The sequence below is a fragment of the Rhodoblastus sp. genome (assembly GCF_019449565.1).
GTDB lineage: Bacteria > Pseudomonadota > Alphaproteobacteria > Rhizobiales > Beijerinckiaceae > Rhodoblastus.
Genome location: NZ_JAGRPM010000011.1, coordinates 118,134 through 141,910, shown reverse-complemented (window position 1 = coordinate 141,910; position 23,777 = coordinate 118,134). Strand labels below are relative to the sequence as shown.

Annotated in this window: 18 protein-coding genes and 6 pseudogenes; 8 read left to right on the top strand and 16 right to left on the bottom strand. The window is 59.6% G+C overall.

Annotated elements, in window-relative coordinates; translation table 11 throughout:
- Positions 1-454: efflux RND transporter permease subunit (locus QZ409_RS02570; protein WP_296706786.1), on the top strand; the 454-nt coding region annotated here is incomplete at its 5' end.
- 21 nt (positions 455-475) lie between these two features.
- Positions 476-637, top strand: a complete 162-nt coding sequence (locus QZ409_RS02565) for a hypothetical protein (protein WP_296706784.1) — start codon at positions 476-478, stop codon at positions 635-637.
- 60 nt (positions 638-697) lie between these two features.
- Here QZ409_RS02565 and QZ409_RS02560 read toward each other — a convergent pair.
- The 9 genes and pseudogenes from QZ409_RS02560 to QZ409_RS02520 all read right to left on the bottom strand — a co-directional run.
- Positions 698-1,069: pseudogene (locus tag QZ409_RS02560) on the bottom strand (ATPase P); the annotation flags it as partial.
- Between the two features lie 538 nt (positions 1,070-1,607).
- Positions 1,608-1,766 (bottom strand): annotated as a pseudogene (locus QZ409_RS02555) (MFS transporter); the annotation flags it as partial.
- Positions 1,767-1,804: 38 nt separating this feature from the next.
- Complete coding sequence (locus QZ409_RS02550; protein WP_296706783.1) at positions 1,805-2,164, bottom strand: hypothetical protein; 360 nt, start codon at positions 2,162-2,164, stop codon at positions 1,805-1,807.
- 49 nt (positions 2,165-2,213) lie between these two features.
- Complete coding sequence (locus QZ409_RS02545; protein ID WP_296706781.1) at positions 2,214-3,266, bottom strand: hypothetical protein; 1,053 nt, start codon at positions 3,264-3,266, stop codon at positions 2,214-2,216.
- A gap of 57 nt (positions 3,267-3,323) precedes the next feature.
- Positions 3,324-3,614, bottom strand: a pseudogene (locus tag QZ409_RS02540) (Fe-Mn family superoxide dismutase); the annotation flags it as partial.
- 12 nt (positions 3,615-3,626) lie between these two features.
- A protein-coding gene (locus tag QZ409_RS02535; RefSeq protein WP_296706777.1) for an IS630 family transposase occupies positions 3,627-4,572 on the bottom strand; the annotation gives its coding sequence in 2 pieces (ribosomal slippage) (positions 3,627-4,233 and positions 4,232-4,572; 948 coding nt in all).
- Positions 4,573-4,671: 99 nt separating this feature from the next.
- Positions 4,672-5,112, bottom strand: a pseudogene (locus QZ409_RS02530) (twin-arginine translocation signal domain-containing protein); the annotation flags it as partial.
- A gap of 66 nt (positions 5,113-5,178) precedes the next feature.
- Positions 5,179-6,283 (bottom strand): annotated as a pseudogene (locus tag QZ409_RS02525) (chromate transporter).
- Positions 6,280-7,104 (bottom strand): sulfurtransferase/chromate resistance protein, encoded by an 825-nt coding sequence (locus QZ409_RS02520; RefSeq protein WP_296706774.1) that lies wholly within the window; start codon positions 7,102-7,104, stop codon positions 6,280-6,282. The pseudogene QZ409_RS02525 and the gene QZ409_RS02520 overlap by 4 nt, the downstream one beginning before the upstream one ends.
- Before the next feature lie 350 nt (positions 7,105-7,454).
- On the opposite strand from QZ409_RS02520, the gene QZ409_RS02515 reads away from it, so the two are divergent.
- A complete protein-coding gene (locus tag QZ409_RS02515) occupies positions 7,455-9,131 on the top strand; it encodes a hypothetical protein (protein WP_296706773.1) in 1,677 nt (558 codons plus the stop codon).
- Positions 9,132-9,135: 4 nt separating this feature from the next.
- Here QZ409_RS02515 and QZ409_RS02510 read toward each other — a convergent pair whose 3' ends face one another.
- The 4 genes from QZ409_RS02510 to QZ409_RS02495 all read right to left on the bottom strand — a co-directional run bounded on the left by QZ409_RS02510 (position 9,136) and on the right by QZ409_RS02495 (position 13,956).
- Positions 9,136-10,329: a TniQ family protein gene (locus tag QZ409_RS02510; RefSeq protein WP_296706771.1), complete on the bottom strand. Its 1,194-nt coding sequence runs from the start codon at positions 10,327-10,329 to the stop codon at positions 9,136-9,138.
- Positions 10,330-10,331: 2 nt separating this feature from the next.
- On the bottom strand, positions 10,332-11,237 hold the full coding sequence (locus QZ409_RS02505) for a TniB family NTP-binding protein (RefSeq protein WP_296706769.1): 906 nt from the start codon (positions 11,235-11,237) through the stop codon (positions 10,332-10,334).
- Positions 11,224-13,107, bottom strand: a complete 1,884-nt coding sequence (locus QZ409_RS02500) for a Mu transposase C-terminal domain-containing protein (protein ID WP_296706767.1) — start codon at positions 13,105-13,107, stop codon at positions 11,224-11,226. Before QZ409_RS02500 ends, QZ409_RS02505 begins: the two co-directional genes overlap by 14 nt.
- A gap of 120 nt (positions 13,108-13,227) precedes the next feature.
- A complete protein-coding gene (locus QZ409_RS02495; protein ID WP_296706765.1) occupies positions 13,228-13,956 on the bottom strand; it encodes a TnsA endonuclease N-terminal domain-containing protein in 729 nt (242 codons plus the stop codon).
- Between the two features lie 114 nt (positions 13,957-14,070).
- On the opposite strand from QZ409_RS02495, the pseudogene QZ409_RS02490 reads away from it, so the two are divergent.
- The 3 genes and pseudogenes from QZ409_RS02490 to QZ409_RS02480 all read left to right on the top strand — a co-directional run.
- Positions 14,071-14,427 (top strand): annotated as a pseudogene (locus tag QZ409_RS02490) (ATP-binding protein); the annotation flags it as partial.
- 110 nt (positions 14,428-14,537) lie between these two features.
- A complete protein-coding gene (locus tag QZ409_RS02485) occupies positions 14,538-16,253 on the top strand; it encodes a response regulator (RefSeq protein ID WP_296706763.1) in 1,716 nt (571 codons plus the stop codon).
- 167 nt (positions 16,254-16,420) lie between these two features.
- Positions 16,421-17,290: a GNAT family N-acyltransferase gene (locus QZ409_RS02480; protein ID WP_296706793.1), complete on the top strand. Its 870-nt coding sequence runs from the start codon at positions 16,421-16,423 to the stop codon at positions 17,288-17,290.
- Here QZ409_RS02480 and QZ409_RS02475 read toward each other — a convergent pair whose 3' ends face one another.
- Positions 17,291-18,139, bottom strand: coding sequence for a YihY/virulence factor BrkB family protein (locus QZ409_RS02475; RefSeq protein WP_296706761.1), 849 nt, complete (start codon positions 18,137-18,139; stop codon positions 17,291-17,293).
- A gap of 129 nt (positions 18,140-18,268) precedes the next feature.
- Here QZ409_RS02475 and QZ409_RS02470 point away from each other — a divergent pair, with 129 nt between their 5' ends.
- On the top strand, positions 18,269-20,305 hold the full coding sequence (locus QZ409_RS02470; RefSeq protein ID WP_296706758.1) for a M3 family metallopeptidase: 2,037 nt from the start codon (positions 18,269-18,271) through the stop codon (positions 20,303-20,305).
- Positions 20,306-20,398: 93 nt separating this feature from the next.
- Positions 20,399-22,069: an acyl-CoA dehydrogenase family protein gene (locus QZ409_RS02465; RefSeq protein ID WP_296706756.1), complete on the top strand. Its 1,671-nt coding sequence runs from the start codon at positions 20,399-20,401 to the stop codon at positions 22,067-22,069.
- A 62-nt stretch (positions 22,070-22,131) separates the two neighbouring features.
- Here QZ409_RS02465 and QZ409_RS02460 read toward each other — a convergent pair whose 3' ends face one another.
- Entirely contained in the window at positions 22,132-22,443 is a 312-nt protein-coding gene (locus QZ409_RS02460) for an RNA-binding S4 domain-containing protein (RefSeq protein WP_296706755.1), read from the bottom strand.
- Positions 22,444-22,457: 14 nt separating this feature from the next.
- Positions 22,458-23,711 (bottom strand): GNAT family N-acetyltransferase, encoded by a 1,254-nt coding sequence (locus tag QZ409_RS02455; protein ID WP_296706753.1) that lies wholly within the window; start codon positions 23,709-23,711, stop codon positions 22,458-22,460.
- Between the last annotated feature and the right edge of the window lie 66 nt (positions 23,712-23,777).

Genomic DNA, 23,777 nt, shown 5'->3' with positions numbered 1-23,777 from the left:
CATGTCGGTGGCGGTGGCGGTCGGCTTCATCGCTCTTTCCGGCGTCGCCGCCGAGACCGGCGTCGTGATGCTGATCTATCTCGATCACGCGATGAGAGAGGTCGCCGCCAAGCGCGCCGGGGAGGGAAAACCTTTCACGCGCGCCGACCTGAACGAAGCGATCATGCTCGGCGCGGTCGAGCGCGTGCGGCCGAAAATGATGACGGTCGCGGCCATCATGGCCGGTCTCGTCCCGATTCTTTGGAGCACCGGCGCAGGCTCCGAGGTGATGCAGCGCATCGCCGTGCCGATGATTGGCGGCATGGTGTCCTCGACGCTACTGACCCTCGTCGTCATCCCGGCGATCTATGACCTCATCAAGGGTTTTGCCTTGCCGCGCGAAGACGCGGCCGTGCGAGCAGATGGCGCCGAGGCGCCTCTCGCGCAACAGGCCAAGACCGCGGCCGCCGAATAGACCTTTTACAGGAGACTTCCAATGCAAAGGTTCTATTTCCTGCGTCAATCCAGGGTCGCGAAGGCGATAGGCTTTGCGCTGTTGCCGGCAATTGGCGCTGGAAGCCAATCCGGCGTTGTCTTCGCCGCCGACGGTCCTGTCGTCGCAGCCCAGATGGAAAGGCGCACGGTCAAGGCGCCTTGAATTCAGTCGAAAGCACGAACAGGGTGCTCGCAGGAATGCCTGTCGGGGTTGATTGATTAATCATGCTGTAGCGTTGTGCGCGACAGCGGCGAGCGCGGCTGCGGCGGGTGGCGCCGTAGCGCTCTTGCGGACAATGCCCGTCAACTTGGTGCGCTTCAGCATCAGCGCGTTGATAGCGACCACCGCCGAACTGCCAGACATCGCCAGCGCTGCGATCTCCGGGCTGAGCATGATCTTGATAGGATAGAGCACGCCAGCCGCCAGAGGAAAGGCGAGGACGTTGTAGCCGACCGCCCACCACAAGTTCTGGTGCATTTTTCGGAGCGTCGCGCGGGACAATTCGATGGCCCCTACCACGTCGAACGGATCGCTTTTCATCAGGACGATGTCGGCGCTTTCCATTGCTACATCGGTTCCGGCGCCAATGGCGAAGTGGCGACATGGGGATTGGTTTGAGAAGTCTAACCAGAATAGAATCGCTTTCGAGAGGAACACGGTCGCCAAATAAGCAGGGAGTCGGGGTGGCGACGACGACCGCGCTGTCTTCGTGGTGGAACACCCAGAGCCACCAGTTTGGACGCAAGGCGGCCGAACTCGATTAGACGGGTTTTCTCCGGGTGAAGAGACAGCGAGAACTCAGGTAGCGGCTCTCGCACTGTTGGGTGGTGACGGCGCGTGAGGAGAATGACCGCACTACGGACCAACTGTCATGGTCTCGGCGGTCTGATCTCGTCACCGTAGGACGCGTCAACGCTGGGGAGCGCGCCATTCGCCCGATTGCCCTTTCCCTCAGCGCGGCGGCTTTGTTCGCTGAGGCCAGGATCACCAGTATCGAATGAGGTTCGCCATGATGGGAAATTATGGGACGACGGGCGCCGGCGGCATGTGGGGCATGGGGCTTGTTGGACTCTTGATCCTCGCCGTCTTGATCCTCGGGATAGCCGCGCTCATAAAATATCTGGGCAAGTGACAAGGCGGAACCGAGCAGCGCCGCTCCCGCCAGCGCGCCGACTTCGAATGCCGAAAAGCCGAGGCGCAGCAGGTGAAGCGGCAGCAGCACCGCGACGAAGCCGTCGCCGAAGTCGCGCATTCCACGCGCCAAAAAGAGAAGCGTTAGCGGCGCGCCCATTACTTGCAATCGGGACGCGCTTGTTGGTCGTCGTTCGGTCACCGCACAAAACCGTCAAGGATGACTTCCGTCCCTTCGATGACGAGCTTCACCGCCGCGCCCTTCTTCCAGACGACATAGCAGCTCTGACCAAAACTGTCGGTCACGCAGAGGCGGTTGCCCTGGACCACCCATTTGTCCGTGACTTTGCGGCCCATGCTCATCCCCTCGATCACGCCCTTGGGGCGATAGCGAAAGGAGAAATGAGCGTCGTCGGAAAAGGTCTTGCCGACGAAAGCCTGCGTGATTTGAGGGCCGGTAAGCTGACGAAACCCTTCGCTCTGCGGTGAAGCGCCGAGGGCCGGAGAGGAAAAAGCAAGGCTCGCGGCGAATAGCCGAATTCCGGTCATTTTCCGCATTGCGATCAATTCCTTCCTATTTGGTTGCGGTTCCGCGCCCAAGAGCGCGTCATTTCGGTCGATAGGCCCGGATTTCGGCCGGTCGGCCCGCATGGGCTGGAACGGCGACGAACAATCGGTCGCGTTCAGGCGCAAACAGGCCGGTGCGCGCCCCCAAGCGGGTTTGCAGCCTCGACAGCTCGTGAAGTCCGCCTTGGCTGGCGTCGAGTACGGCCACGGCGCCTTCGCCGCAGATTACGTAGACGCGGTCGCGCGCGGCGTCGTGAAAGACATCGTCGGCGTCGCGGCAGGTCGCAAGTTGGCTCAAAAGCGCTCCGTTCCTGGTGTCGAAAGCCGCGATCTGCGCCGGCATGCGATAGACGACGAACAGCCGGCGCCCCTTCACATCCAGCGCCATAGGAAAATTGGCCGCCGCGCCCGGTGCGCCCCAGCGCGCCGTCTCCTGTCCGGAAGCGCGCGCGATCACAGCGGTCCGCAAGGCGCGCGGCTCATTGACGAAAATGCGGTCGCCGCCGGGCTCGGGCTGGAACGCCTCGGGATGGGCCGCCAGAGCAATATCTGCTATCCTGTCGCCGTTCGCCGCGTCGAGCACCGCGAGCGCGCCGCCGCCATAGCCAACGATGATACGATCCGGGCCGTCCTGACGGATATTGTCGGCGTCGTCACCGAGGGTGATTTCGCGGAGGAGGGTCAAATCGTCGCCCTTGCGCATCTGTACGACGCCGCTGCCGCCGTTGGCGATGAACAGCTTATCCGTTTCCGGCGCATAAGCGACGCCCTGCGGCTCACTCAGTCCTTCTATCCATTGAGCCAGTTTGCCCGCCGTCAAGTCGATGACGGCGAGGGAATTGTTCGCCAGTTCCGCGACAAACAGCCGCTCGCGCCGCAGGTCGATGGCCATATGGTCGAGTCGGCCTTTGACCTCGCCGAGCGGAATGGTTTCCGCTAGGGTCAATTCCGCGACCGTCGGGGCGGGAGCTTCGCCGAGGCCAAGCGCCGTCGCCACATCGGTCGCGATCAGGCCGCGGATCGGGGAGTACGCAGCGGCGGCGGCCAGCATAAGGGCCGCCGCACCAACAACGATCCGTGAGTGAGGTCTCATGGGACCGTCATCCAGAGGCGCATTTCGATCGCGGCGAAGAGGAACATGGCCTCGGGCTCACCCCTCACGGCTATATTGGTCGAAGAGCTTGGCGGCGTTGTCCCAGCGGATCGCCTCCATGAAGGCGTCGACATAGGCTCCAGCTTTCGCTCCATAATCCATGTGATAGGCGTGCTCGTACATATCGAGCACGAGGATCGGCCGACCGCCGGCGATCGTCGTCGTGTGGTCGGCGGCCCATTGATTGATCAGCCTCTTGTCGCGCGGAGAAAAAGCGAGGATGACCCAGCCGGACCCGCCGCCCTCGGCCTTGCCCATTGCGGAAAATTCCGAGCGCCAGCGATCTAGAGCATTCCCCGGCTAACCTGAACCATAGCCGTCATGTCTGAAATAGTTTGAGCATTCCGGCGGGCTGAACTCGTTGAGGATGAGGCCGATGCGGTCCCACAGTTTATCGACGGTTCTTTCTTTGGCCTTGCGCAGCAGGGCCTTGAGCTTGGCGAACATCATCTCGATGGGATTGAGATCGGGCGAATAGGGCGGCAGATACAGCAATCCTGCGCCAGTTTTTTCGATGATCGCGCGCACGCCCGCAACCTTGTGGGCGGGCAAGTTGTCCATGATGACGATGTCGCCTTCGACCAAGGTTGGCGCGAGGCGCTGCTCAAGCCACGCCTGGAAGATCACGCCGTTCATCGGCCGATCGACGACCAGGGGCGCGGTAATCGCGTTATTGCGCAGCCCGGCGACGAACGTCGTCGTTTTCCAATGGCCATGCGGCGCATAATCGACCAGGCGCTTGCCCTTTTGGCAGCGCCCGCGCGTTCGCGTCATCTGCGTGTTTGTGCCTGTTTCATCAATAAATACAAGTCGGTCCGGATCAAGCGCCGGTTGCGCCCTTTTCCATTCTTCGCGCGCCTTCGCCACGTCTTCGCGATGCTGCTCGCTGGCGTGCAGCGTTTTTTTTATAGCTGAGTTTGTGGCGTTGAAAGAACCGCGCAATCGAGCTGTCCGTGGTTTTGACCTCAAGCTCATCCAGAAGACGGGCTTCAATCTCGGCCAGCGTAAGGTCGCTCTCGCGCGCAACCAAAGCCAAAAGCCAATCCGCATGCGCGTCCAGCGGGGACGGTCTCGCTTTCTTGCCGGGCTTTTCTGCAAAGCTGCCCGTCTCTTGAAAGCGCCTGAACCACTTTATCGCCGAAGATTCAGAGACCAACAATTGCCGCCCCGCAGCTCGCCGCGACACCCCGCCTTCGACCAACGCAATCACACGCTTACGCAGATCGAAGGAATGGCCTCGCGACATCTTGCGCCCCCAAATCAGAGAGAAGCGCAGAATCGCTCATTCTTGAGCTTAAGGGAATCCCGCCGCAGCAAAAATGCGAGTCAAAACAAACGGGGAATGCTCTAAACCGCCGAAGTCGCGGTCGATCGCGTCGGCGAGCGCGCCCTTGGGCGCGTCTCCGCCGCCGAGGCTGTCGAAATAGGCCTCGTGCAGGATCATTGAATTCAGGGCGATGAGTTCTTCGCGCTTGAGGCCGTTCACGATAAAATTCGGCGCTTTGACGAAATCGAGTTCCGCCAGTTGCGCGCCGATGGCGTTGAGCCGTTTCACCGCGCCGAGGTAATTGTTCTCGTAGTGGCTGACGAGGATTTTATCTGAAATGCCTTTGACGTTTTTCGGGTCGAAAGACATCGGTTTTGGTTCGTAAGACATCGGCTTCCTCCCATGAATGGACACAGTTTCAGCGCGAGCGGGGCCTTCAGCGTTGACGGCGAGGATTGCGGCCCCCGCAAGCGCTCCGGCGCCCTGCAAAAAACTTCGACGTTCGATTTGATGTGGCATGGCAGTTACTCCAACAGCGACGAACATGTGGCCACCCGGTTCGCCAAATCGCGGTTTCCGTCCGGCTCAGGCGCCCAGAGGTAAGACCAGACCCGACGCATAGAGCGCGACGCCCACTGCGGCCGAGGCGGCGAGCGTTTGCAACAGGCCCGCCTCGAAGCGGAAGATGGCGACGACCGCGCCTATGGAAAGCAACAGCGCCCAGGGGTCCATGCTGGCGAGGACCGGCAGGTCGAAGGAGAAGCCGAACCCGCGGGCCGGAATGGTCTGGCGGAAGATTGTATGGATCGCGAACCAGATGGCGAGATTGAGAATGACGCCGACCACCGCCGCGGTGATCGCCGATAGCGCGCCGGTCAGCGCCCTGTTGCCGCGCAATTGCTCGATATAGGGCGCCCCCAGGAATATCCAGAGGAAGCAGGGTGTGAACGTCACCCAGACCGTCAGCAGGCCGCCGGCCGCGCCCGCTAGCAGCGGCGGCCACGCGCCCGGCGAGCGGTAAGCCGCCATGAAGCCCACGAATTGCAGCACCATGATCAGAGGGCCGGGCGTGGTCTCCGCCATGCCGAGGCCGTCGAGCATTTCGCCCGGCCTCAGCACCGAAAAAGCCGATCACGCCCGCCGCCAGGATGATGAGCGGGAAGGCCACGTCGAAGAAGAAAATGGCGACAAAACCCGCCCCCGCCAGCGCCTGCATCACGCGATTTTTCAGGGCCCTCTTGCCGATGCGCTGGACCGCCTGCAACACGATCGCCAGCACCGCCGCCTTGAGCCCGAAAAACAGCGCGGCGACGAGTCCGACCCCGCCGAAGGCCGCATAGACGATGCTGAGGACCATGATGGCGACCGCGCCCGGCAGGACGAACAACCCCCCGGCCATGATCCCGCCAAGGGTCCGGTGCATTAGCCAACCAATATAGGTGGCGAGCTGCTGCGCCTCGGGGCCGGGTAGCAGCATGCAATAATTGAGCGCGTGCAGGAACCGGCTGTCCGACACCCATTTCTTCTCGTCGACAAGAACGCGGTGCATCAAGGCGATCTGCCCCGCCGGTCCGCCGAAGCTCAGGAGCGCGATGCGCGACCAGACCCGGAACGCCTCGCCCAGCGTGACGCCATGTCCGCCTTCATGTCCTGCTTCAGCGGCCGGAATGTCTTTGGTCAAATCGGTCATTTCCTTTTCCCGGGCGTGGCGGCGTGCGCGGCGTGGGATTCGTCGACGGCGTCACGACACCAGCGATAGAAGGCGTCGTATAGTGCGAGCCCGGCATCAAGCTGCTCCAGATCGTCCGCGTAAAGCCGCGACAGGCCGAGCGAGGCCGCGAGCAGGCCGGCCGCTTCGGGAACGAGATCGAGACGCGCGGTGTCCGCGCCGCGTACGATGGCCGCCAGCCGCAGCAGCGGCTCGGTCTTGAGGCCGAGCTCCTCGACCATCGCGTCAAAGGCGCAATTGGAGCCGCGATGCGACCAGAACACGCCTTCGACATCGAAAGGCGCCGCCTGGAACGCCTCGGCCACGCCTGGAACCTCCGAGGGCGGAACGAAGAGAAACACGGCGTTGGGATCGACGAAGCGGCGGATCAGCCAGGGACAGGCGATGCGGTCGACCTTCGGACGCGCGCGCGTCACCCAGACGGTGCGGCCCTGCGCGTCGCGCGGGGGCAATTTGTCCTGGGGAACCAGCGGCAGACCCGCCGCCGCCCAGGCCGCGAAGCCCCCTTCGAGCGTTTCGGCGCGCACGCCCCAATGGCGCAGCCAAGCCGCTACGCCAAGGCTGAAAGTCGTCCCTTGCTGGCCGATCACGATCGTCGCCGTTCCGGCGAGAGCTGGCCCCCAGAGCGCGATGGCGCCGGCGTCGCGACGCACCGAGCCGGGAATCAGGCGCGGATCGGCGGCGAAATCCGCTTCCGGGCGGACATCGATGAGAATCGGCCCCTTGGGCGAACCCAGCAGGCGCGAGAGCTTATCAGGAGAAATCGTCGTATAGGCAGACATGCGGCGTCCTCGGCTGAAAGAGCGGGACGCGATTCTTTGGCATGTCGCCTCGTGGGGAGACCGCGATCCCCATGGCGCGGAATAGACCTCCGACGCCGAGATTTGTCAACACTCAGCCCTCCCTCGGCGAGGGCGTGCGCCTGCTGGCCGACGGACAAATATGTTGAAGGGGTTCCATGTCCACGGATGACCGCTCCTATCTCTGGCTCGGCGTTCCGACGGCGCTTGCTTTGGCGGTGCTGTTTGGTGCGCCGTCAGGCCGCTCCAAAGGAATCGATTAACGATCCGGATTTATGTTGGTGGCGAAGCCAATTCCTTCATTGATTTGGGAATGATGGCGGCATTTTCTGATGGCGGTCATGTCGAAAAAAGCATTGTTGTTGGAACCGTTTTCGGACCTTCCGGAAATGATGGAAGTCGTCGGGTACGGCAAGGCGCGACGCCCCACGGGTGATGCTGTCGAAACCGAAATTGAGATTATTTTGGCGAGGCCAGACCGGTTTCGCGGGTTTGTGTTCGATCCCGCCGCCGGTTCGGTTTCTCGCTGGATCGGATGCGGTCAGCTCGGACTCGTGCCGGTCGGCTCGAGATGGATCGGCGCCGTCAGGCAGGAAGATCGCGTCACGCGGTCTGGGCTTCCGAGGGAAGTCTCATTCCTTGGCGTTGAGCGGCTGGGTGAATGCCTGCCCGAACAAAGCGATGGGTTTTTCTCGACTTCGGCCTTCGCGGATTCTCATTGTTATTTTGTGCATCTCGGCCCGCCAAATGTTTCGGAATATGGCCTGGTACAAGTTACGGAGGTTTTGAGGGCGTTGTTCGGCGTCAGTTCTGGATTTTTGCGCCAGACGTTCGACGGTGTTCGAGATCCTTTGGTGGCCAGAGATCGTCCGTATTTTGATCGGCAACGCAGTTATAGGAGTGTTGTCGATCTCGGTGTTTTTCATCTCTGGTGTCGGTCAAAGCCGAGCGATTTGGAGGCTTTGATGGCGGCCGCCATTCTGACTAACGACCGGATGCGCATCGCTCATGATGGCGTTTATCAAAATCTCTCAGTTGCGCCGGAATGGCGCCGGCACGCCGAAACCAAGATCGTCACGCCATTTCCGTTTGGTTCGGATGTCACGTTTTCATTTGACGAGCGTTGGCTCGCTTTTCGTGACGATAAGGGCGGTGTTCGAAAGCGGCGGCTGATCACGAGGCTTCGCGCCGTTCAGATGGATTTTGGCTTTGAAACCCTTGAAATCAGCCATCCTGGCAAGATTGTGGGGATAGGCCTGCCACGCTCAGGAAGCCGTCTGCGTATCGGCAAATCGCGACGCATTCTTCTGCAGACTTCGCAGGCGCCGGGCACGAAACAATCGACGACGGCGGTGACAGCGCCTGGAGCGGCGATCGCGAAGCAGCGCAACATCTGCTTTGAGTATATCGCTCGCGGGGGCCCGGAACGTCCGGAAACGGAGGTAGTTGCTGAAAATTTGCGGGCCGAAGCTTTGGCAGCGACTGCTGACCGGAGAAGTGGTGGAAATCCCGATATCGGTCACGCGGCGATCCTGCGTTCGGCATCTGGTGATTCCGAACTCGACGCCGCCGATCCGCGGGTGATCTCAATGACCCGCACGTTCTTGGCGGTGCGACGGGCGGCGTTAAATCAGGGCTGGACGATCGTGCTTGGAAAAGGCGAGTCGGATGGTGAGCCAGCGTTCGTCAAGGTTGGCGTAGGGAAGTATGCGTTCTTCCTTCTCCTGGTCGTCGTGCGCGCCAACGGAATCGACGTAATGTTTGCGGACGCGGGGTCCGTTGAGTGGGATGAGAGGGCGTTGGGCGTTATTGTCCGCAACCCAAGAGGGGATTTCGACGAAGACGCAGTGAACAGGATCAAAAATTTTGCGGTTCGTGAAAATGCGCGCTGGAAAACGAGGACTTTGCCGGATTTCACGATTAATTATGTCAGACGTCAGCCCCGGGTTTGGGCCGGTGAGCAGGAATACGCCGACTTGATCTTGAGGGTGGTCAATAAGATTATTTGATAGATTAGCGATCAAATGCGCGAACGCGCCAGCGTGAAGGTGTCGCGGGGTTCCGCTCGTAATCCATATGTTGGTATATTGCCGCGCGGCTTTCGCCACAGATCATTTTGAGATCGCGAAAGGTCGCGCGTCCCTGCGTGCGCCGGAGCCAGGCCGCTGCCGCCATCACTTCAGCTTCCGATGGGAAATACGGCCTCTCATCGAGGTATTCTTTGGCGACTTCGTCATAAACGAAGGGTACGTAAGGCATGTCCTTGATGAGATGTGACCGTGACAGCCTTGCTTTTCGGCATGCGCTGACAAAGCGATGTGGGAAGTCTTCCATCGTTCGCTCCACCAGGTCGAAAAGTCGGTATCGATCCGCGACACCAAGGTATTCGATCGGTTGGCGTTTTGTGGGCTTTTCGAATTCGGAATCGTCGCCGCCCAACTGATTGACGACGGCCTCGCGAAAGGGTTTGGCCCGAAGACCATTTACGAACATGGCTGCGATCCTGCGGATCACACAAAAATAGAGATGAGAGTAAATTGGCCGATGGTTGAGCATCGCCCATCCCTGTTCGAGGGCCGTTTCGAACCGTCGTTGTTGCTCAATCATCTCGAACCGAGGCTTTTCGTTGTCCACGGTCTTAGAAATATCGCGCCCACAGCGAAAGCAGTGGCGCAATGACGGCGACAAATGCGGATGCAGAGGCTGATCGCAGTATGGGCAGCGATCTCGAAGGAGACAGCCATGTTGTATGCAGCATGTCATAAAAGCCATTCGCCACGTTCTGCGCAGATATGGCCGTTCGTCGCGAGCGAGGCATGTCGGGCAGAACTGCATGCCCGGGCGTTTCCGGTTGTTTGACGCGACCGTGGTCGGCATGATCCAAGCTTTGCGGCCTATTGGGATGTGGGTTTCGTTGAGGCGTCCTTCGAATTCGAAAAGCGTCATGGCGTGGACGGCATCGGGTTCGACACCGACGCCTTTGCCGAGAAGTGCGATCACATGATTAGGAGCATAATTATCGAGATCTTGATCGAGCAGCGATTGGCGTGACCCCCAAGCGGCGTTTAGAAACGAGATTGGCTTGATCTCGAGGCCATTTGCGATGCGGATCAAATAAGACGTCAATAGCTCATTCGGCCGCGGCCTTGGCCGGTATGGCCATTTTTTGGCCGTCCACAAATTGGTGGTGGACTTTATTCCCGACATGATCAGGCTTGGCGGTGGCCAACGGCGTGCATGCTGCGGTCTGGAACCTTCTGAAGAATATCCAGCGTGATTCGCTCTTCGCCGCTATCTATCGCGATTTTCGATGCGTTTTTCAGAAGTTTGGACAGCAGTCCTATATAACCTCGTGAATGCGTGTAGAGAAACTGCACCGCATTTTCGTCTGCGCGAAAATTCGTTGGTCGGCGTAATGGCATAAATTTTTCGTACGCTAGAACGACCTTGCTGAAATCGACGATTTTAAGCGGTTCGAGCCGAATGACGGTATTTAGGCGCCCAGAAAGTTGCAAATCTGATCCTATCAGGCCGAGAATTAATGGAACGCCACCGACGACAAACGGACGCCCCGTTTCGTTTATAAAATTTTTTAAAAAACGCAGGAATTCGAGTGTTTGATTACCCATACGCTCGCGCGAGACGTCGTGGATCTCGTCGATTATGATCGTTCCGACGTTGCAGCCTCGGATCATGTTGAGCGTATGGCGGTGTAAATCTTCTTCACCGGCATTGTAGAGGATGGGATGTCCGATCTCCGCCAGGATCTTTTTATAAACCTCCGTTCGACTTGGCTTGTCGGGGGAGTTTATGTATACGACTGGAAATTCAGCGAATTCGGACTCTGGGTTTGTTTTCGGCTTATGCTCGTCGCGAAATGCCTTCATTGTTCGGCTTTTGCCGGTATCGGCCTCGCCCGTAATCACCAGACCAAGCGGTTTGGTCGATCGAGCGGCCCTCATACAATCTTCTAGTTCTTTGAACGCTTCACGGGTCGACGAGGTGGGGATCCAGATTTTTTCCCAAGAATCATCGAGCCGCCTGCGACCTTCGATGTGAAGGTATTCACGCATTTCGGATCGGAGATGTTCGCCGTCGTAGCTAGTTGCTGTCATTGAGGTAATCCTCGATGTCATCATCCGTAATGCTATTGAGCAAGGCTGACAGGTCTTGGCTTTGGTCATTGAAGCCGTTGTTTTGTTGCAGGTTCTTCGGCGGGGTAAATTGAGCCGCGTCCGCCTGCGGCTTTGGGTTTGGCGCTCCAGCGAGTATGGTTATCTCGTCGTTTTGCGGCGATTGGGGCGCCGCGGCTTTGCGCATGCGGGTGTGATGGGCGCGACGGGACGCTTCGCGCCTCGCCGTTTTGGTGAGCTTCTGCGCTTCTTCGACGTGGCGGCGGCGTTCATCGATGATTTGGGCGAGCAAATCGGATGTGGGCTTGCGCTTCATAGCGTGAGCGATCTTTTTGGCCGCTTTTAATTCGAATATGCTGGCAACGGGGAAGGTCAGGTGACGTGTGGGAACTACGCTCCATTCGTTTGTGACGGGATGAAGTATATAAATTTCGCGAACGTCCAGAGGATTCCGGCGAACGGCAATTTTTCCGTAATCTTTTTTGTTGCGTACAAGGAATAATATTGTTTCGCTATAGTATTCTAGGTAATCTATCAGGATGCCGTAACGCTGGATCGTTCGTTTTTCTAGTGGATACCAATTGATACGCAACTCCAAATTGTCGATTCTTACCGGGGGCGTTGGTCGACGTTGCCCGTTCGGTCCAAAAAAATATTCTGTCCATTTGTCGATCGGCTTCTTTCCGTCCAAGCCGAGGTGTTCGGTATTGTGATATTCGTTAATGAGCATCCACGTCTGTTTGGTGAGATCTTCGAGCGTGAACGCTGCAGTTTTTTCAGGGCGAAGTGCTTTTCTTTCCCCCGGATTTGAACCGGTTGCTCCTGGCAAATCTTTGAATTTTTGGGCGAGATTTCCGTTATAGCGTTCGATATAGGCGCCGTATTGGGGCTTTCGAACCGGTCGCCATGACAGCTTGATGTTGAAATGGTCGCAGGACATTTTGATGGAGTTGCCGGTGAATTCGCCGGCATTGTCGAGATGAAGGCGTTTCGGATCGCCATAGATTGGCATATGGGCGTCAATGCCGTACGATTTCAGCATTGCGTCTTTGCGCGTCATGCCGTTGATCATGCAGAGCGCCATTGTTGTCGTGCTCGGTGAGTCGAGGCCGATGTGAAGGCCCCAAATGGCTCTCGAGAAGACATCGATGGCAATCGTCATCCACGCGCGCCCGATGACGTCCAGGCGGTCCTCACTAAGGATTTCCATATCCGAATACCAGTGATCGCACTGGATGATTTCCAAAGGTTGCGCGGCTTCCGGATGCTTGCCCTTCAGCGGTTCATGCGTTTTTGCGGTTTCATCGTATCCCTTCCTTGCTTTGGTCCATTTGTAGTCGGGAATGGCTGCGACCCGATTGCGCAGGGTAGCCTCTGAAACGTCAAGACCGAGCTTTCGCAGGCGCTTTTCGACGTTTTCGATGAATTTTGAGATGCCGTAATTGCGTCGCTTTAGCAGCGTTTTTTCAATCTCGTCTTGGATGACTTGCTCGACCGCGGGGAGAAGTCGGGATTTGCCGCGACCGCCGGGGCGCGTTGGCGGTGGGAGTTGGGTGATTTCACCACTTTCGGCATAGCGTTTCAGTGCGGCGTAAGCGGCCGATACGCTAATTCCCAATTCTTTGCCGGCCTCGCACACTTCTTTCCTGGTCGACCGGTTCTTTGCGAGCAGGGATCCGAAGGCGCGCCGGTAAGCCTCGACCTTTTCGAGGCGTTTAGCGTCGACTGTTATGGTCGGCGGCGCTTTTTCGGTTGCTTCTTCGATTAGGGCAGAGATTGGTGCGTCGAAATATTCGCCGGATTTGCTTTGAACGGTGAGGGAATCGAATCCCGTTGCGCCTATGACCTTCATGGTCTCGCCGCCGTATTGAACTACAGATCCCTTCCGCGTCGAGATTTTTGCCAAGGTCGTTCGCTCATTATGTCCGCTAAAGCAGAGTCTTAGAGCAAGTTTCCTATTCGAGAGTAAATTTTACGGCGTTTCGGCGGTACGGATCGCTTTCAAGATTGGGTCGCGGTCAGTGCTGTCGGCAAGGTTGACGTCAGCGGTGAACAGGATTGAGTCGTCTGTGAAGGGGATCGAAAGGTCGCATTCGACGAAACGGTTGGCGACTGCGCGCTCGATCGTTTCGCGGCAAAGGGGTTCGTTGAACCCGGCGCGAATCATGGCGTTGATGGCGTCAGCGATGCGAGTAGGCGCGCCTGCCGTTACGCTTAACAGGGCGCTAAGGTGATTATGGTCTGGTTCTCGACGAAATTGCTGGCTCAGAAGGCGGGTGTTTCGCAAATATGGCGTCCGGAGGTGTTTTTCGGCGATCACCCGGAAATTCATAAAATTTTGAGCGCACCAATCCCGGCCTACTGCGAATTTCTCTTCGTATTTTGCCTTATTGATTCGAAGATCTGCCTCCTTTTTGATTTCGATCACATAATAGCGCCAAGTTCGGGTCGCGTCGGGATAGACCTCAAAAACGACGTCAGGGGTGTAGCGTCGGTCCAGGTCGCCTTTTTTGTACCGTATTATCGGCTGGGTGATGATGTCGATGACGCGCGTGGAGAAGTTTAGCTGTTCGACGAGTTCCGTTTCGAGTTCGGACTCGGTCAGTTGAGGGCCTGACGGCGTGCGCAGCGGTATCCGGCTTCGAATGGAACCGTATGTCTTTCCGATTGGGCGTTGTTCAAAAAGTGAAATGAGTCTCATATAATTATGGTCCTATATAAAGAGTCTCGTTAACTTATGGCGAGAGTCTGGCTAACTTTTTGGTTAATTGTAATGCTGAGGTGGCAGGAATCCGATGGTCTTTTGTGTTTCACATCGGACCTGATCCTGCCGCCGCCTGCCGAGGGTTCGGCGGAGGTTGCCGCCCGCGTCGCCGCCGCGCGCGAAATCCAGCGCGAACGCTTTCAACAGCTCGGGCGCCCGGACATTTCCTGCAACGCCTCCGCTCCCGCCGCGCTTGTCGAACAGATCGTGAGTCTGGATGAGCCGGGGATCAGGCTGATCCGCGACGCCTCGGAAAAGCTGCGGCTTTCGGCGCGCGGTTTTCATCGCGTGCTCAAATTGGCGCGCACGATCGCAGACCTTCAGGGAGCGGACCATGTCGGGCGTCCGCATCTCGCGGAAGCGCTTTCCTACCGCGCGGCGTCGGATCGCAATGAAATGGCTGCATAGCGAAACGAAAGATTCAGCGCCGAACGCTAGTATTCCGTCGCGACTTGCCGTGCGGCGATAAGCTGCTGGCGCGTCTGTCGATTGCACTGGCGCCGATGATGATGGGGACTTTGACGACGAATTTGGCGCTATTGGCGGTGGTCGCGGCTTTGTCTGCGGCCGTTGCGCTCTATTTCATTCGCGCCGCGCGCCGCCAGCAGGGTCTCGCCGAGAAGGAAAAGGAGCGCCTGCTCGACGAAATCTGGGAGTTGAAGGCGACCGCCAGCGCGCTGAACAAGGCCGAAGCCGCAAATGAAGCAAAGTCGCGCTTTCTCGCCATGGTCAGCCATGAGGTCCGGACTCCGCTGACCGGCATTCTGGGAATGGCCGAGTTGCTGACGGCGACGGATTTGACGGCGGAACAACTGACCTATGTCGACGCGATCCGGCTGTCAGGCGAATCCCTGTCGTCTCTCATCAATGAAATTCTCGATTTTTCCAAGATCGAGGCCGGCAAGCTCGATCTCAACAGGGCGGCGTTCGACCTGCAGGCGCTGATCGAGGGCATCGCGGAATTGCTGGCTCCGCGCGCTCAGGGCAAGGGGATCGAAATCGCGACTTCAATCGATCGCGCCATCCCCCATCGCGTATTCGGCGATTCGGAACGCCTTCGGCAGGTTCTGATGAATCTCGCGGGCAACGCCGTGAAATTTACCGAGAAGGGCGGAGTAGGCATCGTCGTCAGGCAGGAGCCGGGGGGGAAGATTCATTTTTCGGTATGTGACACGGGTCCGGGCGTGCCCGAAGATCGGCGCCAATCCATTTTCGAGGAGTTCGAACAGGTGGACGGGTCCATGACCCGCCGGCACGAGGGGACGGGGCTTGGTCTCGCCATATCGAAATTGCTGGTTGAGTTGATGGGTGGCGATCTGCAATTGGAGCGGTCGGATCCTGATGGCTCGGTGTTCTGCTTCTCGATCGCCCTGCCTCAGGCGGAAACCTCGGCGCAGATCCAGGAGCCGCCATCAGGGTTGAACGGAAAGACGGCCTTGATTGTCGCCGACTCGCCATTTGGCGGCCCGTTCCTGGCCGAGCGGCTGGCCGAACTGGGGGCCAAGGTGTTTCGCGTCGGGGATGAGGCGGAAGCATTGAGGCTCTTGCGTGAAAAAACGCCCGATCTGGTGATCGTCGATTGCGCATTGGGCGAGGAGGCGACCCATCGCGTGGTCGTCGAGGCGCGCAAAAGCGGAGCGAAAAGCAATCTCGTCCTGTTTTCCCCTTTCGAGCGCAGGGCGTTTGGAGAGGCCCTGGTCAAGGATTGCGATGGCTGGCTGGTCAAGCCGGTCCGCCTCCAAACCCTTCATGCGCGGCTGGGCTCGACGCGCGCGCCGTTTTCCGTCGCCCGCGACGCGTCCTTGCGGAACGGGATCGCGCAGCCACTGGCCGGGCGCAAGATCCTGCTGGCGGAAGACAATGATATCAACGCCCTGCTCATCGAACGCCATCTCTCACGTCTTGGCGCACAGATGGTCCGTGCGCGCGACGGGGCCGAGGCGGTCGCTCTCGTTTGCGCGAATTTTGGCGAGTTCGACGCCGTGCTGATGGACATTCGAATGCCGCGCCTCGATGGATTCTCCGCCGCCCGCCAAATTCGTGCAGTTGAAAAGAAACCAGCGTCGGATCGAATCCGCATGATCGCGCTAACCGCCAACGCCGCAGAAGAAGATCGCTTGGCGGCCGAGGCCGCCGGAATGGATGGATTTCTGACCAAGCCCGTCGATCTGAACGAGCTGGCCCGCGCGATCGGTCCGCAAGGCGTTTCGCCGCCTGCGCGGCGCGCGCTTTGAAGGCGGATGTCATATTTCCGTATCGACTTCGCCATAAATATGCTCAACCCAAAGCGAAGGCTGGCGTCATTCAGGGAAGCGCTTTTATGAACGGATTGGCCGTGATCGCGGGTCTGTCGTCAAAGATCCCGTTCCTTCCGAAAAAGCCGAAAGAGTCCGGCCCCGGGATGATCGGCCGTTTCGGCGCCTGGCGGGGCTCGTTTTCCCACGAGGGCTTGGGTCCGAATCTCGGTTGGTCAGGCTCGCTCGAATTGCGCCTTGCTACGAAGAAATCGGACATCCGCAAGGCGCAGCGCTTGCGCTATAGGGTTTTCTTCGAGGAGGGCGGGGCGGCTCCGGACGGCGCCGGGGCGCTGGTTCGCCGTGACATCTGCCGTTTCGACAAGGTTTGCGATCATCTTCTGGTGATCGATCACGCCGCACGCAATCGCTTCGGCAAGATCAAGCCGAAGGTCGTGGGAGCCTATCGCCTGCTGCGCCACGAGGTCGCGCAGGAAAATTTCGGTTTTTACAGCGCGCAGGAATTCGACATCGGACTGCTTCTCGCGCGCCATCCCAACTCGCGTTTCCTTGAGCTCGGGCGGTCTTGCGTTCTCGCCGATTATCGCGGCAAGAAAACGATTGAAATGCTTTGGCGCGGAATCTGGACCTATGTGAAGCATTACCGTATCGATGCGATGATCGGCTGTGCAAGCCTTGACGGGACTGATCCGGACAAGCTCGCGCCGCAGTTGAGCTTTCTTTTTCATCACGCCAAGGCCGCGCCGGAATGGGTCGTCAACCCCTTGCCGCAGCGCTTCGTGACGATGAATCGTCTGGAAAAGGAGCAGGTCGACGTCAAGCGCGCGTTGGCCTCGCTGCCGCCGCTGATCAAGGGCTATATGCGGGTCGGCGCAAAATTCGGCGAAGGCGCCGTCGTCGATCGCCAATTCGGCGTGACCGATGTATTCGTCGTCATGCCGATCAACGAGATCGAAGGGCGCTATATCGAATATTTCGGCGCGCCCGAGGATCTGCTGGCGCGCCGCGCCGCCTGATCAGCGATTTCCGTTTGCATCGCGCGCATGACGTCGGCTTTCAATCGCCGCATTCAGTTCGGCCCCAAAAATAAAGATCGCGGCGAGCGAATAGAGAAAGACAATGGCGATCATGACCGACGCCAGACCGGCGTAAGTCGCCACGTAATTCAAGGCGAAGCGGGCGATATAGGACCCGAAGGCCGACGCGAAAATCATCCAGGCGCAAAAGGTCAGGATCACGCCGGGCGCGGTCTGGCGCAGGGTGAGCTTCACATTGGGCAAGACCTTGTGCGCAATGATCAGCGCGGCGAGCAGGATGATGGTCGCGATCGCATAGCGTCCGACCTCGACCTTGGTGTTGAAGGCGTCCAGAGCCGGCGCCTGCTTGAGCGCGGCCTCCCACAAGGTCGGTCCGAGGATGAGCAGGAAGGCCATGGCGAGCAAGGCGAGCGCGCCGATGAAGACATAGCCGATCGATTGGATTCGCAGCCGCCACCAGGGCCGGGTCTCGGGCGCGCCATAGGCCCGGTTGAGGCCGGTCCGCAAGGCCTCGACGCCGCTCGATGAAAAATAGACCGCGAGCGCGGCGCTGATCGTCAGCAGGCCGCCGTGCCGGTTGCTCAGCACGTTATGGATTTCGAGCAGGATCGGCGCTGCGACGCGTTGCGGCCAGATATCGAAAAAGGCGGAAGACGCCTCGTCCGCCAAAGGCTGCACGCCGAACAGGCCGGCGAGACTGGTCACGACGATAAGGAAAGGAAAGATCGCAGTCAGACCGGCCAGAGCAATATGGCTCGCCATGGCGTAGCCGTCGTCTCTTTCGAAATTCCGGGCGGCGTCGAGCAAGAGACGGGCGTTTTTTCGCAAATCGCCCCTCCGGGGCAAAACTTCCATGGACGCCCATTTAGCAATAATTTGCTGGGCTGGGAAATTAACGAGCGCAAGCGCTGGCTTCACGGCGGAGGGAGTCCTATCTGTGCGGAAAGGGAGATTTTCATGGACGCGCAAAACCCGCTTCTCTCCGACTGGAACACGCCTTTCGAGATCCCGCCTTTCGAGGCGATCAAAACCGAGCATTACCGCCCGGCCTTCGAGGTCGCCTTGCGTGAGCATGAAGCGGAAATCGCCGCGATTGTCGAAAATCGCGAGCCTCCGACCTTCAGCAACACGATCGACGCGCTGGAGCTGGCGGGCCAGAGCCTGAATCGGATCGGCGGGGTCTTCTGGAATCTCACCGGAACGGATTCGACCGAAGAATTGCGCGTCGTCGAGCGCGAAATGTCTCCGGTTCTCGCCCGGCATTTCGCCGCGATTTCGCTCAATGAAGGCTTGTTCGCGCGCGTCGCCGCCCTTTACGATCAACGGGAAGGCTTGCCCCTGACCGACGAGCAGGCGCGGCTTTTGGAGTTGACTTACAAGAGCTTCATTCGCTCCGGCGCCAGGCTTGAGGGCGGCGCTCGCGCGCGTTTTGCGGAAATCGCGGAACGACTTGCAAGCCTCGAAATGGCGTTCGCGCAAAACGTCCTTGCCGACGAGAATAATTTCGTGCTGCCGCTGGATGAGGCCGATCTGTCGGGCGTGCCCGGGGATGTGAAGGCCGCCGCCGCGCAAACGGCCGCGGATCGCAACGCCGCGCGCCCCTTCGCGCTGACCTTGTCCCGATCGTGCGTCGAGCCTTTCCTGAGCCACGCCCATCGTCGCGATTTGCGCGAGGAATTGTTCAAGGCCTGGATCGCGCGCGGCGAACATGATGGCGCGACGGATAATCGGGGTCTGATCAGCGAGATCCTCGCCCTGCGCAACGAGCGCGTAAATCTGCTGGGTTACGCAACCTTCGCCGATTACAAGCTGGAGCCGACCATGGCCGGCGCGCCCCAGGCCGCGCTCGATTTGCTGGACAAGGTGTGGGCGCCCGCGCGCGCCAAGGCCGCCCGGGAATGCGAAGCGCTGCAGGCCGTCGCCGATGCGGAAGGCGCGAATTTTCAGATCGCCGCCCATGACTGGCGCTATTATTCCGAAAAGCTGCGCCTGAGCGAATATGACATCGATCAGAGCGAGCTGTCGGGCTATTTCCAGCTCGATAAAATGATCGAGGCGGCGTTCTATTGCGCGGAACGGCTGTTCGGCTTGCGTTTTGCCCCGAACTCCGACGCGCCCCCCTATCATCCTGACGTGCAGGTTTTCGAGGTCACGGATCGGGCGGGCCGCCATGTGGCGCTATTCCTGGGCGATTATTATGCGCGCTCCGGCAAGCGCTCCGGCGCCTGGATGTCGAATTTCCGCAGCCAGAAAAAGCTCGGCGGCGAAATTCGGCCGATCATCGTCAATGTCATGAACTTCTCGAAACCGGTTCCCGGCCGCCCGGCCTTGCTGACCTTGACCGAAGTGCTGACCCTGTTCCACGAATTCGGCCACGCCTTGCATGGCATGCTGTCCGATGTCGTCTATCCGTCGATGAGCGGCACGGCGACGCCGACCGATTTCGTCGAACTGCCGTCGCAACTCTATGAACATTGGGCCTTGCGGCCGGAAATCCTGGAAAAATTCGCGATCCACCACGAGACGGGCGCGCCTATTTCGCAGCAGATGATCGACCGGGTCATCGCCGCGCGCAATTTCAGCCAGGGCTTTGCGACGGTCGAATTTTGCGGCTCGGCTTTTGTCGATTTCCTGCTCCATTCGAGAAGCGAGCCGCCGAAGGACATCATCGCCGCCGAAAAGGAAATCCTGGCCGGCATCGGCATGCCGTCGCAGATCGTGATGCGCCACCGGACGCCGCATTTTTCCCATATTTTCGCCGGCGACGGTTATGCGGCCGGCTATTACAGCTATCTCTGGTCGGAGGCTTTGGACGCGGACGGCTTCGCGGCCTTCGAGGAAACCGGCGACATTTTCGATCCGGAGGTCGCGGGACGACTGCGGGACTATGTTTACGCCGCCGGCAACCAGCGCGATCCCAACGAGGCCTATGCCTTGTTCCGTGGGCGCAAGCCGGAATTCGACGCGCTCCTGCGAAAGAAGGGCTTGGCCTGACGCCAAGACATATTGCGCTGCGGCATCCGGGCTGGCAATAAAGTCACAGATTGATCTCTATCAAGCCCGTAGCAGCCAGATCAGGAGTCCCGGATGACGCAGGCCGCGCACACGATCGCCACCGACGAATTTTTCGAGCTCGGCCGCGAGGCGAACCACGCCATCGAAGCCCTTTATGCCGAGGCGGTCGCCAGCGTTCGCGCCAAGGTGACCGAAAACGGCAAGTTGTCCAATGCGGCGATCGAGCGTGAGCAGCATGCGGCGCATGGCATCGCCTGGCTCGCGACCTATGTCGAATCCGTCCGCGAATTGCTGGCCTACGCGGAGCGTCAGAAGGCCGAAGGCCGCTATGGCGAGACCGAGGATCTGCTGACCCGGATCGGCGTCGGCGAATATCTCGCCCAGATCTTCGGCGGCATCCCGATGAGCCAGGGCGAGTTCATCCGTCTTGGCGATTTCGGCCTTGCCAATGAAACGATTGCGGCAAAGCGCATCGCCGCGATCGAAACCCTGATCGCGACCGGCAATACCGCGCCCAACCGCGCGCGCCTGGTTGATCTGGTCGATCATGCCGAAGCCTCGGCAACCGTTGGCTCGCCGGGTCTCGACGAGACGCTTGAGGCCATTCGCGAAGAAATTCGCAAATATGCGGAAGCCGAAGTGCTGCCCCATGCGCATGAATGGCATTTGAAGAACGCCTATATTCCGCTCGAAATCATCCAGGGCCTCGCAGACCTCGGCGTGTTCGGCCTGACCGTGCCGGAGGAATATGGCGGCATGGGCCTCGGCAAAGTGGCGATGTGCGTCGTCACGGAAGAATTGTCGCGCGCCTATATTGGCGTCGGCTCGCTCGGCACCCGCTCGGAAATCGCGGGCGAACTGATCCTTTGCGGCGGCACGCAGGAACAGAAGGAAAAATATCTGCCGAAGATCGCCTCTGGCGAAATCCTTCCAACGGCGGTCTTCACGGAGCCGAATACCGGTTCCGACCTCGCGTCGCTGCGGACCCGCGCCGTGCGCGAGGGCGACAAATATGTCGTCAATGGCAACAAGACCTGGATCACCCATCCGGTTCGCGCCGATCTGATGACGGTGCTGACCCGCACCAATCCCAGCGAGCCGGGCTACAAGGGCCTGTCCATGCTGCTGGCTGAAAAGCCGCGCGGCGACGATTCCAATCCCTTCCCGGCCAAGGGCATGTCCGGCGGCGAGATCGAAGTGCTCGGCTATCGCGGCATGAAGGAATATGAAATCGCTTTCGACGGTTTCGAAGTTCCCGTCGAAAACCTGCTCGGCGGCGTCGAGGGCCAGGGCTTCAAGCAGTTGATGCAGACGTTCGAGGGCGCCCGCATTCAGACTGCCGCACGCGCGGTCGGCGTGGCGCAATCCGCGATGGAGCTGGGCTTGCGCTATGCGAAGGAGCGCATCCAGTTCGGCAAAGCCTTGATCCACTTCCCGCGCGTGGCTGACAAGATCGCCATGATGGCGGTGGAAATCCATATCGCGCGCCAGCTCACCTATTTCGCGGCGCGCGCGAAGGACGAGGGCAAGCGCTGCGATCTCGAGGCGGGGCAAGCGAAACTGCTCGGCGCCCGCGTCGCCTGGGCGGCGGCGGACAATGCTCTGCAAATTCACGGCGGCAATGGTTTCGCGCTGGAATATCCGGTTTCGCGCGTCCTTTGCGACGCCCGCATTCTGAATATTTTCGAAGGCGCGGCGGAAATCCAGGCGCAGGTGATCGCGCGCCGTTTGCTCGAAGGTTGATCGAGCTCAATCAGGGCTCTGATATCGGCGTCCGCTCAATCCTGAGCGGGCGCTTTTTTTGATCAATCCGGGCTTTCGGGCGTTTCGAGACTTGGCCCCAATCTGCCCTCGATCAGCCGATAGAGTTTCGTCGCTTCGGCATAGGGGCCGCGCCTGTCGGCGCAAGCCAGAACCTCCAGAACGACGACCCGATTGTGAAAGGCGATGGTGAGTACGTCGCCGGCGCCGACTGGCTTGGCCGACTGCTCGACTCGTTTCGAATTGACCCGGACATGGCCTTGAATGATGAACTGGGCGGCGCCGGTGCGCGTTTTGATGATGCGTGCGTGCCAAAGCCATTTATCGAGACGCTGACGATTTTCGCCTGAATTCATGTCTTGCCTCGCGCTTAGGCGAATCCGAGACGAGCCCAGGCCGATTTGGCTTTTTCGCGCAGGCGCCGGCGGAACAATTCGCGTTGAACCGCGCCTTCGAGCTGGTGCGGCTTATCGGCGCGCAGCGACAGCATGACGTCGGCCATAGGCGTCCGATCGCGCCAGATGTGGTCGATCATGGGATGATCCGAAATCGCGCAGGAATCAACCGTGCCAAGTCCCGGCTCACGCAACAGGGATTCCGTCATGCTCATGGCGAGCAAGACGCCGGGCGAAGCGAAGGCGAAGTCCTCGTCATAAGCTGTCTTCCAGAAATATGCGGTCTCGCCGGCAAAGAAGACGATATTGCTGGCAATGAGCTTTCCCTTGCAGGCCATCCAGTAGACCCGGCATTTTCCCTCTGCGCCCAAAGCTGGGGCCATCGACCGGATAAAGGCGGCGTGGTTCGGCCTGTTCAGAAATGCGCCGCCGTCCCGCCCCTTCCAGCCGCTGGTTTCGAGAGCGAGGAAGGATTCGATATGCCGCGCGAGGTCGGCCCCTTCGCGCGCCACGCCGAAAGTCAGCGGCCCTTTATCGCGGAGACGGCGCAGCTGGCGATCCAGCTCCTTCCTCTTTTTTCGCGAAACGAAATCGGCCGCGGAGACGCCGGGCTGCGCGGCGTCGAGCGCGGCGCGGTCATATTGCGCGACGATGTTGAGCGCGAGGCCCCTGAGCGCTGAAAAACGGCGCAGAAGGGAAGCGGTCGCGCCATGTTCCCGGATTTGTGAGATCGCAAGGACGGAGGCGGGGCTTTTCGACGTCCGCAAATGATCAAAGATCGCATCGAGACCGCGAAGCGCCTGAGCCTTGTCAAGCAGCGGCGCTCCGGAACAGCAATAGTCGTGCACCCATGTCTTGCGGGTTGAACCGAACCACAGGCGCGACCGCACAATGGGCCAGACGGCAATGAGGCGTTTGCGCGGCGATGTTCTGTCCTGCTCCCAGGCCAGCAAAAATTCGGGATATTTTTGGTCGGAAAGATGTTGCGCGGCCGGCAGGGCGAAGGCCGGATCCAGAAAGATGTTCGACTCAAGCGCGCGCGTCGTCAGGTCGGTCCAGGCCCCAATATGACGCCGCGCCTGTTCGGCTCCTATACATTCGACGAAAGCAGGAAGGACAGAGCGATCCGCATCACAGCGGCCATGGAAACGGCGTTCGTCAAACAGGCCGGAGCGCTCGGACGCGCCGAACGCGGTGGGCTGATGCGTGAATTGCGGACGTCTGAACATTTCCGTCAACCGCGCCAATTCGGATGGCCAAGTCGCTTCAGAGCAGGACGCTTCAGAACAGGAAGC

Coding starts and splice junctions, on each gene's coding strand:
- QZ409_RS02545 (WP_296706781.1), bottom strand. CDS start 3,266: ATGAGACCTCACTCACGGATCGTTGTTGGTGCGGCGGCCCTTATGCTG.
- QZ409_RS02505 (WP_296706769.1), bottom strand. CDS start 11,237: ATGACAGCAACTAGCTACGACGGCGAACATCTCCGATCCGAAATGCGT.
- QZ409_RS02495 (WP_296706765.1), bottom strand. CDS start 13,956: ATGAGACTCATTTCACTTTTTGAACAACGCCCAATCGGAAAGACATAC.
- QZ409_RS02480 (WP_296706793.1), top strand. CDS start 16,421: ATGATCGGCCGTTTCGGCGCCTGGCGGGGCTCGTTTTCCCACGAGGGC.
- QZ409_RS02455 (WP_296706753.1), bottom strand. CDS start 23,711: ATGTTCAGACGTCCGCAATTCACGCATCAGCCCACCGCGTTCGGCGCG.
- QZ409_RS02460 (WP_296706755.1), bottom strand. CDS start 22,443: ATGAATTCAGGCGAAAATCGTCAGCGTCTCGATAAATGGCTTTGGCAC.
- QZ409_RS02515 (WP_296706773.1), top strand. CDS start 7,455: ATGGCGGTCATGTCGAAAAAAGCATTGTTGTTGGAACCGTTTTCGGAC.
- QZ409_RS02520 (WP_296706774.1), bottom strand. CDS start 7,104: ATGTCTGCCTATACGACGATTTCTCCTGATAAGCTCTCGCGCCTGCTG.
- QZ409_RS02470 (WP_296706758.1), top strand. CDS start 18,269: ATGGACGCGCAAAACCCGCTTCTCTCCGACTGGAACACGCCTTTCGAG.
- QZ409_RS02565 (WP_296706784.1), top strand. CDS start 476: ATGCAAAGGTTCTATTTCCTGCGTCAATCCAGGGTCGCGAAGGCGATA.
- QZ409_RS02510 (WP_296706771.1), bottom strand. CDS start 10,329: ATGTCGGGAATAAAGTCCACCACCAATTTGTGGACGGCCAAAAAATGG.
- QZ409_RS02500 (WP_296706767.1), bottom strand. CDS start 13,107: ATGAAGGTCATAGGCGCAACGGGATTCGATTCCCTCACCGTTCAAAGC.
- QZ409_RS02465 (WP_296706756.1), top strand. CDS start 20,399: ATGACGCAGGCCGCGCACACGATCGCCACCGACGAATTTTTCGAGCTC.
- QZ409_RS02550 (WP_296706783.1), bottom strand. CDS start 2,164: ATGCGGAAAATGACCGGAATTCGGCTATTCGCCGCGAGCCTTGCTTTT.